The 13342-nt window shown below is 36.7% G+C and carries 18 protein-coding genes; 6 read left to right on the top strand and 12 right to left on the bottom strand.

Annotation, left to right across the window (positions count from 1 at the left end; translation table 11 throughout):
- Positions 1-21: 21 nt before the first annotated feature.
- From AC4IFE_RS00735 to gldB, 12 genes are all read right to left on the bottom strand, one after another.
- A complete protein-coding gene (locus AC4IFE_RS00735) occupies positions 22-366 on the bottom strand; it encodes a nuclear transport factor 2 family protein (RefSeq protein WP_490754097.1) in 345 nt (114 codons plus the stop codon).
- 106 nt (positions 367-472) lie between these two features.
- Positions 473-1021 (bottom strand): L-threonylcarbamoyladenylate synthase, encoded by a 549-nt coding sequence (locus tag AC4IFE_RS00730; RefSeq protein ID WP_490754095.1) that lies wholly within the window; start codon positions 1019-1021, stop codon positions 473-475.
- Positions 1022-1304: 283 nt separating this feature from the next.
- Positions 1305-1730: an IS200/IS605 family transposase gene (tnpA, locus tag AC4IFE_RS00725; RefSeq protein ID WP_490754094.1), complete on the bottom strand. Its 426-nt coding sequence runs from the start codon at positions 1728-1730 to the stop codon at positions 1305-1307.
- 186 nt (positions 1731-1916) lie between these two features.
- The gene (locus AC4IFE_RS00720; RefSeq protein WP_490754092.1) at positions 1917-2423 is read right to left on the bottom strand and encodes a DinB family protein; all 507 of its coding nucleotides are present in this window, start codon (positions 2421-2423) and stop codon (positions 1917-1919) included.
- Between the two features lie 93 nt (positions 2424-2516).
- Positions 2517-2978 carry a GNAT family N-acetyltransferase gene (locus AC4IFE_RS00715; RefSeq protein WP_490754090.1) on the bottom strand — a complete coding sequence of 154 codons (462 nt, stop codon included), beginning with the start codon at positions 2976-2978 and terminating at the stop codon, positions 2517-2519.
- Between the two features lie 5 nt (positions 2979-2983).
- Positions 2984-3466 (bottom strand): nuclear transport factor 2 family protein, encoded by a 483-nt coding sequence (locus tag AC4IFE_RS00710; RefSeq protein WP_490754088.1) that lies wholly within the window; start codon positions 3464-3466, stop codon positions 2984-2986.
- Between the two features lie 18 nt (positions 3467-3484).
- Positions 3485-4624, bottom strand: coding sequence for a cystathionine gamma-synthase (locus tag AC4IFE_RS00705; protein WP_490754086.1), 1140 nt, complete (start codon positions 4622-4624; stop codon positions 3485-3487).
- Positions 4625-4636: 12 nt separating this feature from the next.
- Entirely contained in the window at positions 4637-5197 is a 561-nt protein-coding gene (locus AC4IFE_RS00700) for a hypothetical protein (RefSeq protein WP_490754085.1), read from the bottom strand.
- Between the two features lie 30 nt (positions 5198-5227).
- Positions 5228-5554 carry a gliding motility protein GldC gene (gene gldC, locus AC4IFE_RS00695; RefSeq protein ID WP_490754084.1) on the bottom strand — a complete coding sequence of 109 codons (327 nt, stop codon included), beginning with the start codon at positions 5552-5554 and terminating at the stop codon, positions 5228-5230.
- Between the two features lie 25 nt (positions 5555-5579).
- Positions 5580-7781: a thioredoxin-like domain-containing protein gene (locus AC4IFE_RS00690; protein ID WP_490754083.1), complete on the bottom strand. Its 2202-nt coding sequence runs from the start codon at positions 7779-7781 to the stop codon at positions 5580-5582.
- Positions 7782-7788: 7 nt separating this feature from the next.
- A complete protein-coding gene (locus AC4IFE_RS00685) occupies positions 7789-8691 on the bottom strand; it encodes an ABC transporter ATP-binding protein (protein WP_490754082.1) in 903 nt (300 codons plus the stop codon).
- Positions 8692-8821: 130 nt separating this feature from the next.
- The gene (gene gldB / locus AC4IFE_RS00680; RefSeq protein WP_490754080.1) at positions 8822-9805 is read right to left on the bottom strand and encodes a gliding motility lipoprotein GldB; all 984 of its coding nucleotides are present in this window, start codon (positions 9803-9805) and stop codon (positions 8822-8824) included.
- 52 nt (positions 9806-9857) lie between these two features.
- Between gldB and AC4IFE_RS00675 the strand changes: the two genes are divergently transcribed.
- From AC4IFE_RS00675 to AC4IFE_RS00650, 6 genes are all read left to right on the top strand, one after another.
- Positions 9858-10499 carry a leucine-rich repeat domain-containing protein gene (locus AC4IFE_RS00675; protein ID WP_490754079.1) on the top strand — a complete coding sequence of 214 codons (642 nt, stop codon included), beginning with the start codon at positions 9858-9860 and terminating at the stop codon, positions 10497-10499.
- Positions 10500-10507: 8 nt separating this feature from the next.
- Positions 10508-11035, top strand: a complete 528-nt coding sequence (locus AC4IFE_RS00670) for a GNAT family N-acetyltransferase (protein ID WP_490754078.1) — start codon at positions 10508-10510, stop codon at positions 11033-11035.
- A 157-nt stretch (positions 11036-11192) separates the two neighbouring features.
- On the top strand, positions 11193-11987 hold the full coding sequence (nadE, locus tag AC4IFE_RS00665) for an NAD(+) synthase (RefSeq protein ID WP_490754076.1): 795 nt from the start codon (positions 11193-11195) through the stop codon (positions 11985-11987).
- A 21-nt stretch (positions 11988-12008) separates the two neighbouring features.
- Positions 12009-12524 (top strand): ribonuclease domain-containing protein, encoded by a 516-nt coding sequence (locus tag AC4IFE_RS00660; protein WP_490754074.1) that lies wholly within the window; start codon positions 12009-12011, stop codon positions 12522-12524.
- A gap of 69 nt (positions 12525-12593) precedes the next feature.
- Positions 12594-12752, top strand: coding sequence for a GIY-YIG nuclease family protein (locus AC4IFE_RS00655; protein ID WP_490754072.1), 159 nt, complete (start codon positions 12594-12596; stop codon positions 12750-12752).
- A 203-nt stretch (positions 12753-12955) separates the two neighbouring features.
- Complete coding sequence (locus AC4IFE_RS00650) at positions 12956-13267, top strand: barstar family protein (protein ID WP_490754071.1); 312 nt, start codon at positions 12956-12958, stop codon at positions 13265-13267.
- Positions 13268-13342: the final 75 nt, after the last annotated feature.

The raw sequence follows: 13342 nt of genomic DNA, 5'->3' as shown, positions 1-13342 counted from the left end.
TCTTTCAATGTATCTTTTCCATTAATCATAATGGGCATACATTTTATTAATTTTTCCTTCATCATCAAAAAACATGACTTCCACAGCATGTTTATCCATAATAGATTTATAAAACAATGCTACCGAATTTACACCTGCAGTTGACCTTATCAGTTCAAAATTCAGATCGGGAAATTTGTCCAGTGCTTTTCTCCAGTATTCACGGACTGCTTCTTTTCCTCTCAATGTATTATCTTTTCCTCCTGTAGCCAAGGCAATCATTGGTGTTGTCACCTCTATATCCTCGGCATAATGAGACAATATATCTTCAAGATCATGCGAATTCCAGGTATGGATCCATTCTTCAGCAAATTTTTGGTGGTTCATGGCAGGTCTTTTATCAGTTGAAGAATGCAAAGATAGAAATTAAAAAAAAGAAATCCTGCCGATATATATTGACAAGATTTTAAATTGAAAGAATTATTGCAGGATATTATTCACGAAGAACCTTAATCCTGTTGTCACTCCATATTTTTATTACCGAAGAGCCTGAATATTTTGATACTTTTTCCCTGTCTTCCTCTACCGCATAATCTACCAGTTTAATAATTTCCGGAGAAATATCGGAAAATTTCATTGGACTTTTATCGCCACTGAAATTGGCAGAAGTAGAAACTAAAGGCCGGTTCAGTTTAGTGATCAGTTTTTTACAGAAATCTGTTTTTATCAGTCTGATTCCTATACTTCCGTCTTCAGCAAGGAGTTCCTTTGGAAGTCCACGGGGGTTTTCATAAACAATAGTTACCGGTTTTTCGCTAAGATCAATGATTTCCCATGCCATTTCCGGAACATCCACGAGGTCCTGAAGTCTCTTTTCAGATTCCACCAGAATAATCATAGATTTGTTTTTCTCTCTTTTTTTGATGTCAAATATTTTATTGACAGCTTCTATATTGGTGGCATCACACCCGATTCCCCAGATGGTGTCTGTAGGATAAAGAATGGTTCCGCCGGATTTTAAAATTTCGATAATGTTTTCCATAATTCATCAGGGCATAAAACCCGTGTATAAAGGTAAAAAAACAGGAAGGTTCAGCCAAAAAATATGGGATAAATGTTTTTGTTTAGATGAATGTTTTAAATTGGGCTAAAGCCTGAATAATAGGTTTTCTTTTGTTGAATGGGCTAAAGCCCATTTCTATTGAATATATTGATATCTTAAAAGTAATGTAAGCTTTTGACAGAAAATGTATATAAAAATTTAATAGGAACGGGCTTTAGCCCGTTTAAAATAAGGTTCCATAACATTTGGCTTTAGCCAAAACCTATAAGAAATTATTCCTTTCAAGAAATTCCTGATATTCTTCTCTAAAACTTTTTCTCTGATGATGTTTCTCCTGATTCTTAATATATTCTCTCACAGCCTCAACCTTTGACTCCGAAACAGAAACGGCAAAATATTCATCCTGCCATGAAAATTTTTCCCGAGTAAGTTGATTTTTATTAATCCAAAAAGAAGATTCTCCCTTTAACAATTGTACTATTTTTTCCATATTCTGACCCGATCCCAGTGAAATCAGACAATGGCAATGATCTGAATAGCCGTTAACCATATCTAAATAAATTCCTTTTTGAGAAGCATTTTCCTTGATATGTTTCCAGACCTTAACTCTTAAATCAAATGTATCCAGATGTGGAAATCTGTTTTTTGTGGAAAAAACAAGATGAATATAAATTTTAATAAATGACATTTGTGTTGTTTTAACCAAAAATAATATTTTTTAATCTGTGTTTTGGTTAAAGCCATATTTGACTGATTATGCTCCAAAAAAACGGGCTAAAGCCCGTTCCTATTGATTTAAATATCATTCTCGATTTATCATGGCTCATAGATCTTATCTCTTTATTCCTGATTGTTGATTCTATAAACCTAAAACCTATTTCAATTCCGGCAAATATCTCTCCTCAATGATGCTCAAATGGTGATAATTGTGTCCTACGATAAGTTTCCCGATGGTTTCTACAGCAAGCTGATTTCCATTAGCTGTACCTACATTATTTAAAACAGACGGTTCAAGAGTTTCCAGCAGGATTTGAGAAGATTTTCTGATAAGCTTATATTCTTCCAGTAAAGATTCTAAGGATCTTTTATCCGCAAAAGAATTGGCAGCATATTCTTCTTCATCAAAGCCAGGCAGTTCGGCTTTATCCCCTCTGGCAAAAGCCAGAATCCTGTATTGGAATATCCTTTCGGTATCTGATAAATGAAGCAGGAGTTCTTTCAGGCTCCATTTTCCTTCTGCATAAGCAAAAAGAGACTGTTCTTCCGTAAGATCCGAATACAGTTTTACCGTTTTCTCTCCTGATATTTTTAATTCTCCGATCCAGTCCTCAGAAGGAATCCGGTCCAGATATCTTTGTACGTATTTTTGAAAATCAGACATACTTTTTTTGAGTGATAAATTATTAATGATAAGTGATAATTATAATTGATGAATAATGCGTAGAGTGAAATTCACAAATTGACTATTGACAATTTACTTTTGCTCTATTTCCCCGTTCGTCCATTCATAAAAATTCACAGAATCATACAGCTCAAAGCCACAGGCTGGGTATAACCGGTTTCCGACATCGTTGCTTTTTCCTGTTTCCAAAAGGACCCCGCAGGCATTTGATAATCTGCACAGTTCTTTAGCTTCTTCAATCAGTTCTTTAGAATAGCCTTTTCCTCTGTGATTGTCATTGACATAAAGATCATTCAACAGCCAGTACCGCTGCATTCTTGTGGATGAAAATATGGGATACAGCTGAACAAACCCTGTCAGGTTGCCATTTTCTTCCGCCACAAAAATTTCAGAATCTTTGTTCTCTATTCTTGTTCTGAGAAAATTTTCAGCAGCAGGAATATCTGATTCTTTATGATAAAAAATTCTGTATTGGTCAAATAATTCTGCCAATTGAGTTACATCTTCAAAAGTAGCTTTTCTGGTATTTTTCATATGGGTTATAAATGATGATCATAGCTTAATACCCTTTTCATCTTCCACTGCTTATCTTCCAGGATCCACAAAATGGTAAATTTAGCCCGGCTCCCCTGGTTCCATTTTCCGTTGGAAAATTCGAAAAATTCATGTTCCCCTTCTTCTATGAAAGCGTACAGAACATTATTGTTGTATAAAGGATATACTTTCATAGTGTTGGGTACAAGATCCCGCTTTACTTTATTGGGACCACCACAGATATTATTTTTAATGGAAGCAGTAAAAGCCTTTTCTCCGGAAGTGATTCCTCCTTTATCATGGTAAAATTCCAGATCATTGCTGACTATAGATTTATAATGAGAAAGATCACATTTATTAAATCCTATATCAAATACCAGACTGTCCAGCTTTTTAGCTGTCTTATACAACTCGTCAGTAGTTTTCACCTGTGAATAGACCATCTGGCCGAAAAAACTTAGGATCAGGAAAAAATGAATCTTTCTCATTATATTTATTTTAAAGGGTTAAGAAAAAGCTTTCTCAAGATCTGCAATAAGATCTTCTGCATCTTCAATACCAACGCTCAAACGGACTAAATCGTCTGTGATTCCTAATTCTTCACGTTTATCTGCAGGAATGGAAGCGTGCGTCATCAATGCCGGGTGATTCGCTAAAGATTCTACCCCTCCTAACGATTCTGCCAAAGTGAAAACTCTTACTTTCTCAAGGAATTTTACAGCATCTTCTTTTTTACCGGATTTGAATGTGAAGGAAACCATTCCCCCTGCTTCTTTCATCTGGGATTTGGCAAGTTCATATTGAGGGTGAGATTCCAATCCCGGATAAATAACTTTATCTACTGCAGGATGATTTTCAAGGTATTTCGCTACAGCAAGTCCGTTGTCTGAATGACGCTGCATTCTTAATGCTAAAGTTTTGATTCCTCTTAACACCAGGTAAGAATCGTGAGGGCCTAAGATACCACCGCTCGCAAACTGAATAAAGTGAAGTTTTTCACCCAGTTCAGCATCTTTTGCAATCAGTGCTCCGGCGATAACATCTGAATGTCCACCCAAATATTTTGTAGCCGAGTGCATGACGATATCTGCTCCCAGATCAATAGGTCTCTGGATATATGGGGTTGCAAAAGTATTGTCTACAGCAACCAGAATATCTTTCCCTTTTGCAATTTCAACTACCGCTTTAATGTCTACCAGCTTCATCAGAGGATTTGTAGGCGTTTCTACCCAGATCAGCTTGGTTTTGTCTGTAATAACATCAGCAATTTTAGAAACATCATCAAAATTCACGAATGTAAATTTCAACTGATATTTTTCAAAAAGTCTGGTGAACATTCTGTAAGTTCCTCCATAAAGGTCATCTACTGCTACTACCTCATCACCGGGATTCAGTAATTTCAAAACACAGTCGATGGCAGCAAGTCCGGAACCGAAAGCAAGACCTCTTGCTCCGTTCTCAATGCTTGCCAGAGAGTCTTCCAATGCCTGTCTTGTAGGGTTGGCAGCTCTTGAATATTCATATCCGGAATGTACTCCCGGGCTTTTCTGTGCAAATGTAGACGTTAAAAATACAGGAACATTTACAGAACCTGTTGCAGACTCGTGGTGCTGCCCTCCGTGAATTACTTTTGTATTAAAATTCATAATATTTTTATTTTATAAGCCTCCCATGAAAAAATCAAGGCTCTTTGAAACGTTGTCAGATTTTCTTTTTACTTCCAGCTTTCCGTTAAAAGCATAAGCCAGAACGTCTATTTCTTCCGGAACTTTATCGGGAACAGTGGTTGTGAAAGAAACCAGGTATTCGCTGTTTTCGTATTTATCTTTACCTGTTTCTTTAAGTTCTTCAAATTTCCCGTTGATTTTGAGAATTATTTTTTTCAGGGAATCATCTATATAAGCAATATCCGAGCCGTTTCCTTTAATGAAATCATGCATGCTGGGAACAAGCTCCATGACAGATTCGCCTTCCATATCATGTGGATGAAGGCTTCCCTTTAACATTTTGGCAGGAATTTCCTTTTCTTTGAATAAGGCGATATCCAATGCTGTATTTTCTGAAAGCTTCTCGGTTTCTGAAACTTCATTGATCCCGGAATCAGGCAGCTTTTCTGCCTGTACAGCAGAGTCAGGAATTTTTGTTTCCTTTACTTCGGTTTTCTTATCGCACGCGGCCAACAATACCGCTGTACTGATGAGTAAAAGTGTTTTTTTCATATAATTTTGTGATTGGTGCGGAGTGTTGGTTTACATTCTGATGGCAGATTTTACAGCAAATTCATCTGCAATCTGCTCAAGCCACTGTGCTACATCCTCTTCTCCGGTAGCTCTCTGGTAGGTACTCCCTAAAGATACCAAAATCTGGTGAATAAACATCTTCATCTGGTCTACCGGCATTTCTTTTGTCCAAAGATCGATTCTTAAAGCTTCCATTGTTTTATCATCCCAAACAGAGATCATCGTTGCTTTGGTTTCTTCTTTTTCCACACCACCGTCCTGGGCGTTCCATGTTATACTTTCAGGAATGTGGTTCTCATCCAATTCTACATCTATTGTAATCTGAGTTTTTCTCATATCAATCTAAAATTTTTCCGCAAAGTTAATACTTCTTCAGCTTATCTAAAATTTCTACGAAGTTATCTTCATCAGGAAATGGTGTATTAAAATTAAAAATCTTTCCTTCCGGATCTACAATGATAAATCTTGGAATAGACTGTATCTTGTATTTGCTCATAAACTGTTCTGCATTCGTCAGCCAGAATTGGGGAACACCGGATGTTTTTGTTTTCAGATAATTCTGCCATTTGGATTTATCCTGATCCAAACTTATAGAAATAAACTGGATATTGTCATAATATCTGTACTGATGGCTTCTGGTCTCAAATACAGGACGAATCTGTTTACAAGGCCCGCACCAGGTCGCCCAGAAATCGATCACCACATATTTTCCTTTATATTTTGAAAGCTGATTCTTTTTATCCTGATCATTCAGAAGAACAAGATCCGGGAACACAGAGCCTTTCTGAGACCTATTGATTTGCTCGATCTTCGAATACAGCATGCCCTTATAATCCATATTGTTTATTTTTCCAATTTCAGCTGCAAAAAGCTGATTCCTTGCCAGACTGTCCGTCTGCAGTTCAATGGTTTTTGCAAGATGTTTTGCCATCAGCTGATCTTTAAAAATTCCTTTAGGCATCTGATTGATCTTTACGAATAAGATACTGTCCGGATTTGATATCTGATCTTTATCTGAAAGCAACTGATCTAATTTGTACTGAAGGTAATTATCATTTTTACTTAAGAGAACCCCGGGTTTCTGAATGTTTTCATTAAGTTCCTTCATAAAAGGTGCCGGAGCAGCAAATTTCGGATCGTTCCACGAGGTCATTTTTCTGTAATTATTGATCTCGTTCAGATATTCAATGGTCATCAGCTGTCTTCTGTACATTTTGTAATCCTCTGAAAGTGCACTATTTTCGGGATCTGCAAAAACATTTAAAACCCTTTTATTCTCTTTCCAGTCAGATTCAGCCAACTCGTAAAATTTCTTCGGATCGTTATTATAATTCTGTTTTTCAAGCGCATACTCAAATTCATAGCCGAAAGAATTTTCCGTATTTTTATATACCTGATCTGCTTTCCGGTTAGATTTTACATAAGATACCATATTGGCACCGTTAAGTTTAATTTCAAAATCAAACCAGTCTCCGCTTCCCATGACGATATCCAGTTTTTTGTTTCCGACTTCCAGTATATATTCATCCAATGGAAGTTTCTGTGTGGTCACCCAGCTGAACGTATTGTTTTTAACCATTACAGCACCGATCTTTTTGTGGAAATCTTTGGAATAAATCCGTACGGAATCTATTTTTAAATCGGTTTCCAGTTTTCCTTTAATCACAATCCCCGATCCATCACTTTGATAAGATTTAGGCTTTTGAAACATATACAGAAATCCTGCTGCCACAATTAGCGAAACTGCTGAAAGCAGGATCTGTTTTTTACTTTTCAGGAATGCATTTTTAAATCCTTTTCTGCTGTACCAAAAGTAACCTAAAGTAAGGAAAACAATCATCCAGAAAAGACTCATGTATTCTGAATAGGAAATAAAGTGGTTCAGGTTTCTCACTTCAGGAGCCTTCCAGAAAGCATATAATGAACTGTAAGGGTTGAAGAAATAAGACTGCTTCTGTACCACGGAAGTAATATTGGAAGCCATTCCCAACGCACCAATAAGAAACGACCAGATAAACCCCTGGAATATCACGGAAACACAAAGCTGCAAGGCAGCAATTCCTAAAATGGTCACACAGATCCTTATAAAAGTCTGGATCATCCAAACAGTATCGAAAGTCAATAGCTTAGCAGGGTCCGGATGGATGTAATAATCTGCAAGCGCTAAAACAATATTAAAACCAAAGTAAGAAATCACACAGATAAAACTCAACAGCAGCAAAATAATATATTTGGAAAAATAGAGATTAAATCTGCTCACCGGTTGCGTTTCCATCAGTTGCCAGCCATTATTTTTATGATCCGTCTGGGCTATTCTGTTGGCAGCAATGATGATGAAAAGAAGCATGATAAAAAAGGTAAAGGATTTAATGACATCTCCTCCGATGGCATCTTCAAAAACAGAATATGGAAGATCTCCCTCCTTTGCAATCTGCGATGTAAAAAAACCTGGAACAAAGCCTATCAAAGGAATCAAAGCTCCTAAAACAATAGCAATATAAGACAATCCCAGACCTTTTGTTTTCAGCCATTCTACATTGATGGCGGTGAATAATTTTTTCATCCGTGTTTTAGTTTTTAGTTATTTCCATGAACCAGTCTTCAAGACCTGCACTGTTTTTAATTTCAAAAATCTCAGCATCATTCAGCACTAGTTTTTTAATAAGAGCTGCAATGTTCTCTTTAGATTCAGCAGTGATCTCGATCGTACCTGAATCAATAATTTTTGGTGCATAGCTTTCCGGAATCTGGCCTGCAAATTGAGAGGCATTTTTCAGTCCTATTCTGATATGATCGTATCTGTACAATTCGTTAAGATCTTTTATACTTCCGGTAAAACGAATTTCTCCATGAGAAATAATCGCAAGGTGAGTAATCATTTTTTCAATTTCTTGAAGAAGATGGCTTGAAATAAATATGGTGACTCCTTCTTCCCTGTTAAGTTTGATCAAAAGTTCGCGCATTTCCAGCATACCGTTTGGATCAAGACCGTTCACAGGTTCATCAAGGATTAAAAGGTCAGGTTTTCCCAAAAGGGTCATCGCTATGGAAAGTCGCTGTTTCATCCCAAGAGAATACCTTTTCATCTTCATATGCCTGCTTTCCCAAAGATCTACGAGATGAAGCACCCTTTCACATTCGGATTCCGGCAGATTTCTGAGTCTGGAAATAATAAGAAGGTTTTCCCATCCTGAAAGATGGTCATAGAAAGCGGCGGTATCTATCAGACTTCCAATCTTGTGAAACCCTTCAGGATAAAGTTCGGATAAGGTTTTATCAAATATTTTAACAGCACCGGATTCATCAGGAATACTTCCAATCAGCATTTTCATCGTGGTAGACTTACCTGCTCCGTTTGCGCCAAGAAATCCGAAAATACTTCCTTTTGGAACTGAAAGATTAATATTTTTAAGAACAGGTTTGTTCCTGGAAAATTCAAAGTTTAAATTTTGGATCTGGATTATATTTCCCATATAAGTGTATTTCGCTGAAAGCAAAAATACAAATTAAATAGTAATATGCAATACAAAGTAGTATGCTTTTTTTAAAATTCCCTAAAAAAAGCCTCCAAATCACTTTGAAGGCTTTTTTTTATTTTGAATGTTATGGTGTTTTAGGTTTATAGACCGCTTCATTAAAGATGTTGGTAGCATCAAGCTTTAAAAAATCTACAAGCTTGGTTTCCGGTTTTTGCCTGAAATAGGCTTTACAGATCTGCCATCCGGTAAAAATTCCAATCTGCGGCGAAGATTCATTATCAATTTCCGTATAAAATTTTGAGAATGGTCCCGGAGAAATGAAACGCTCCACCAGCCTTGGATCATCTCCGAAAATCAGGTTACTTTCTACAAAATAATTCCAGATATTGGCTTCATTGGCTACAGCCCAGTCATATTGTTTTTGGGTATAGTTCATTTTCAGATAATCCGGTGTATCCGGAAGGAAAGCATCCTGAAGCATCATGATTTTTCCGTTCAGAATAACTTTATCAATAAATTTCTGGTGATCCGGAGATTCTGTCACGATATTCTCCGCAAAGATCTGTGAAACTTTCGGAACAATATTTTGCGGGTTCATCGATTTCTGAAAGTACAGTTCAAGTCCTTTGTAATTGGCATTGCCGTCACCCATAAATCCTGTGATATCTATAAAAAGAAGATTTCCTTTTGAGTCATAAAAAATAGGATCCTGAACCATCTGGAGTGCCGATGAAAAAAGGTAAACCTTAGGACTTTTAAACTGTGGAAAATAGTATTTGATATGAGAGAACAGATCCTGAAGTTCCTTCTGAAGTTTTGCCTGGTCTATTTTGCCAGCCGCTTCCTTATAAATCTTGATTTCTTCTGCATCCGATCTTCTTTTTCCAAAATCCGCATCGGAAACCGTTCCCTGGAACCAGGGGAACTTAGCCTTGAATTGATCCAAAGGAATTTCCTGATTATAGAATTCTCTGGAAATATCCGTCATCTCAACTTTTTCAGCGGGTTCTTTTACTTCTACTTTCCACTGGTTTTCAGGTTCTTTTTTACAGGAATCCAACGCAAGAACTAAAATGGAAGAAAGGGCAATAATTCTAAAAATCTTCATTATTTTTACATGAAATTTAAGTACACAAAAATAAGGATTAAAAACACAATCGATGATGAAAATTAAAATATTTGCAACTTCAGGCCTTATTATTTCAGGATTTTCTCTTTTCTGTGCTCAAAAACTCAATTTTAAGGATCCGAACTTTGAAAAAGCTGTCCTTGAAAATTTTGACCTTAATAAAAACGGTTCACTGGAACAGCTGGAAGCAGATCTTGTTACTAATTTATTTCTGGTCCAGAAGAACATTACATCGGCTGATGACGCAAGATTTTTCAGCAATGCTAAAATGATCGTGCTTGATGATAATAGGATTCCGAATATCTCTATTACAGGCCTGCCCCATCTCGAGCTGTTTTCCTGCACCGGATGCAAGATTTCTTCTTTCAGGGCAGAAGGTCTTAAAAGCTTAGCTTCACTGTATCTTGATAATAATCTTCTGGAGAATATTTCGCTTAAGGAAACTCCAAGAATTGACCAATTAACATTATCTTTAAATCAATTAAGGACAATTGATATCACCACGCTAAAAAATTTAAGAAAGTTAAACGTCGAACATAATAAGATCCAGAAGCTCGATATTTCCGGGAATCCAGGACTTCAAACTCTCAATGTGGGTGGAAATACAATAAAAGAATCAGATATTAAGAAGGGAATGAAAACGGACGTAATTATTTTCGGAGCTGAACAATAACAACTATCATGAAACTAGAAACAGAAAGACTGATTTTAAGAAAATTTGAAGAAACGGATACTGAACGGATGTTTCTGCTGGATTCTAACCCGGAAGTGATGAAATACATTGGTGTTCCGGTACTCACAAAACTGGAAGAATCATTAAATGTTATCAGAATGATCCAGAAACAATATGATGAAAACGGCACAGGAAGGCTTGCTGTCATTGAAAAGGGAACCGGACTGCTGATTGGCTGGAGCGGACTGAAATTACTGACCGAAGAGATCAATGGCTATAAAAATGTCCTCGATCTTGGTTATCGTTATTTACCTGAATTCTGGGGAAAAGGTTATGCATTGGAAGCCGAAAAAGCATCCCTGGAGCTTGGTTTTAACAGTATGAAGGCTGAGATAATCTATGCCCATGCTCATTCAGGAAATGAAGGATCCAATCATATTTTAAAGAAATTAGGCTTTGAAAAAACCGGTGAATTCGCAGAACCTGACGGAATCTGTAACTGGTATGAGCTAAGACGTGAAAAAAATTTACCATAGTTTGGTTACGAAAAAACAGTAATTTTGGAATTTTATTTTCCGTTTGAAATTCCCGGAGTGAATGAATGGTTGTGGAACCGATAAAGACGGATTAAAAAAATATAAAGGGTATAGTAAAATACCCTAAAGAATTTGGAATAGACTAAAAAAATAAATAATGCAGACTCAAAAAGTAATAGATCATATTGTAGCATGGTTAAAGGATTATGCTGTAAAAGCTAATGTAAAAGGATATGTAATAGGTGTTTCCGGGGGGGTAGATTCTGGAGTAGTTTCCACGCTTTGTGCAATGACCGGACTTGAAGTTTTGCTTCTCGAAATGCCTATACGTCAGAAACAGGATCAGGTAAACCGCGCTCAGGATCATATTGAAGATCTTAAAAAAAGATTTCCAAACGTTCAGGGTAAAACCATCAATCTGACTCCTGTTTTTGAAACTTTTGAAGATGTCGTTGAAGATCATATTGAAGGAAGATGGAGTAACAATCTTGCTCTTGCCAATACCAGATCACGTTTCAGAATGTTGACATTGTATTACTTTGGGCAGCTTCACGGGCTTTTGGTCTGCGGAACCGGAAACAAAGTGGAGGATTTCGGAATCGGATTTTATACCAAATACGGGGACGGAGGTGTAGATGTTTCTCCAATTGCTGATCTGTATAAAACAGAGATTTATAAGTTGGCAAAAGGATTAAACCTTATCGAAAGTATTCAAAATGCAATTCCTACAGACGGACTTTGGGATGCAGACAGGACCGACGAAGATCAAATCGGGGCAACATATCCGGAACTGGAGGAAATTCAAAAAGAATACGGAACTAAAACTGCTGATGATTATGAGGGTCGCGATAAAGAGGTATTTTTGATCTTTGACCGAATGCATAAAGCAGCAAAACATAAAATAAATCCTATCCCGGTTTGTGATATTCCGGAGGAATGGAGAAATGATTAGTTTGAATGATAAGATTTATATATGAACGGTAAAATAAGATCGGTATTTTTTATTTGTCTTGGACTTCTTTTCGGAATGTCCGCAATGTATATCTACAATAATTTTATTGCAGACAAAAAAGGAAATACAGAGTCTGTAAAAATAGAAGCTGCCAGCTACGGAAGTACATCACCGGATTCCCAGAATAATAATACAAACCCCGCTTCCCAGCCTATTGACCAGCTGACTGAGGAAAAAACAGTTATTAATTATGTAAAGCAGAATCACAGACTTCCAGAGTATTATATCACCAAAAATGAAGCAAGAAAGCTAGGCTGGAATGCTTCAAAAAGTAATCTATGTGATGTATTGCCTGGCAAGGCAATTGGAGGAGATAAATTCGGGAACCGGGAAAAGAAACTTCCTCAGGGTGAAAAATATTTTGAAGCTGATGTGAATTACAGCTGTGGAAACCGAAATGCAGACCGGATCATCTTTAGTGAAAACGGTGATGTTTATCTGACTAAAAACCATTATAAGAGTTTTGAAAAGCAGTAGTTGAATAGGTCATTGCGAGGAGTGAAGCGACGAAGCAATCTTTAATCATAAAAATAAATTTACAAACCCATGAAACCAGGCTTTATTTATATTATGACCAATAAGAATCACACAACTCTGTACACAGGAGTTACTTCAAACCTGCCCAAACGCGTCCAACAGCATAAAGACACCTATTACGAACAAAGTTTCACGTCAAGATACAAACTATATGTCCTAGTCTACTGAGAATCTTTCCAAGAAATCGGAGATGCTATTTTCCGGGAAAAACAGATCAAGGCGGGCTCAAGACAGAAAAAAATAGATTTAATAAATCCTGAGTGGAGAGATTTAGCAGATGACAACGAAAATATCATGGATACTTTTTGAGATTGCTTCGTCGCTATGCTCCTCGCAATGACCAATATTAAATTAATAAAGAAAAAAAGAATATGAAGACAATATATATCGATTTTACAGACATAGGCGACTATGAAGATTTTTATACCCAATTAAAGGAAAAAGTTAGTCTTCCCGAACATTTTGGAGACAATCTTGATGCTCTTTCCGATATCATTACCGGAGGATTGGAGCTACCACTTCACATTGAATTTGTGAATATGACGGTAGACCAGCTTGAGATCTTTGAGGATCTTCTGACAACTCTTGAAGATGCAGAAGATGAAACAGAAGATTTCAACTTCACTTATTACCTGGAACAGTATGAGGACGAAGAGGATGAAAATAATTCTGAAGAAGAATAATTCAATTCAATAAAAACAAAACTCGCAGAAAATTCTGCGAGTTTTTTTGGTCAAGTCTTTTTTTATTTTCAGCTT

It is taken from the genome of Chryseobacterium sp. UF-81 (assembly GCF_058245105.1).
This window is presented reverse-complemented; position numbering and strand designations above follow the sequence as displayed.

Bases quoted from the DNA above. Each gene is read 5' to 3' on its own strand.
- AC4IFE_RS00730 (WP_490754095.1), bottom strand. From the start codon at position 1,021: ATGGAAAACATTATCGAAATTTTAAAATCCGGCGGAACCATTCTTTAT.
- AC4IFE_RS00685 (WP_490754082.1), bottom strand. From the start codon at position 8,691: ATGGGAAATATAATCCAGATCCAAAATTTAAACTTTGAATTTTCCAGG.
- gldB (WP_490754080.1), bottom strand. From the start codon at position 9,805: ATGAAGATTTTTAGAATTATTGCCCTTTCTTCCATTTTAGTTCTTGCG.
- nadE (WP_490754076.1), top strand. From the start codon at position 11,193: ATGCAGACTCAAAAAGTAATAGATCATATTGTAGCATGGTTAAAGGAT.
- tnpA (WP_490754094.1), bottom strand. From the start codon at position 1,730: ATGTCATTTATTAAAATTTATATTCATCTTGTTTTTTCCACAAAAAAC.
- AC4IFE_RS00720 (WP_490754092.1), bottom strand. From the start codon at position 2,423: ATGTCTGATTTTCAAAAATACGTACAAAGATATCTGGACCGGATTCCT.
- AC4IFE_RS00710 (WP_490754088.1), bottom strand. From the start codon at position 3,466: ATGAGAAAGATTCATTTTTTCCTGATCCTAAGTTTTTTCGGCCAGATG.
- AC4IFE_RS00670 (WP_490754078.1), top strand. From the start codon at position 10,508: ATGAAACTAGAAACAGAAAGACTGATTTTAAGAAAATTTGAAGAAACG.
- AC4IFE_RS00650 (WP_490754071.1), top strand. From the start codon at position 12,956: ATGAAGACAATATATATCGATTTTACAGACATAGGCGACTATGAAGAT.
- AC4IFE_RS00700 (WP_490754085.1), bottom strand. From the start codon at position 5,197: ATGAAAAAAACACTTTTACTCATCAGTACAGCGGTATTGTTGGCCGCG.
- AC4IFE_RS00715 (WP_490754090.1), bottom strand. From the start codon at position 2,978: ATGAAAAATACCAGAAAAGCTACTTTTGAAGATGTAACTCAATTGGCA.
- AC4IFE_RS00660 (WP_490754074.1), top strand. From the start codon at position 12,009: ATGAACGGTAAAATAAGATCGGTATTTTTTATTTGTCTTGGACTTCTT.
- AC4IFE_RS00735 (WP_490754097.1), bottom strand. From the start codon at position 366: ATGAACCACCAAAAATTTGCTGAAGAATGGATCCATACCTGGAATTCG.
- AC4IFE_RS00655 (WP_490754072.1), top strand. From the start codon at position 12,594: ATGAAACCAGGCTTTATTTATATTATGACCAATAAGAATCACACAACT.
- AC4IFE_RS00690 (WP_490754083.1), bottom strand. From the start codon at position 7,781: ATGAAAAAATTATTCACCGCCATCAATGTAGAATGGCTGAAAACAAAA.
- AC4IFE_RS00705 (WP_490754086.1), bottom strand. From the start codon at position 4,624: ATGAATTTTAATACAAAAGTAATTCACGGAGGGCAGCACCACGAGTCT.
- AC4IFE_RS00675 (WP_490754079.1), top strand. From the start codon at position 9,858: ATGATGAAAATTAAAATATTTGCAACTTCAGGCCTTATTATTTCAGGA.
- gldC (WP_490754084.1), bottom strand. From the start codon at position 5,554: ATGAGAAAAACTCAGATTACAATAGATGTAGAATTGGATGAGAACCAC.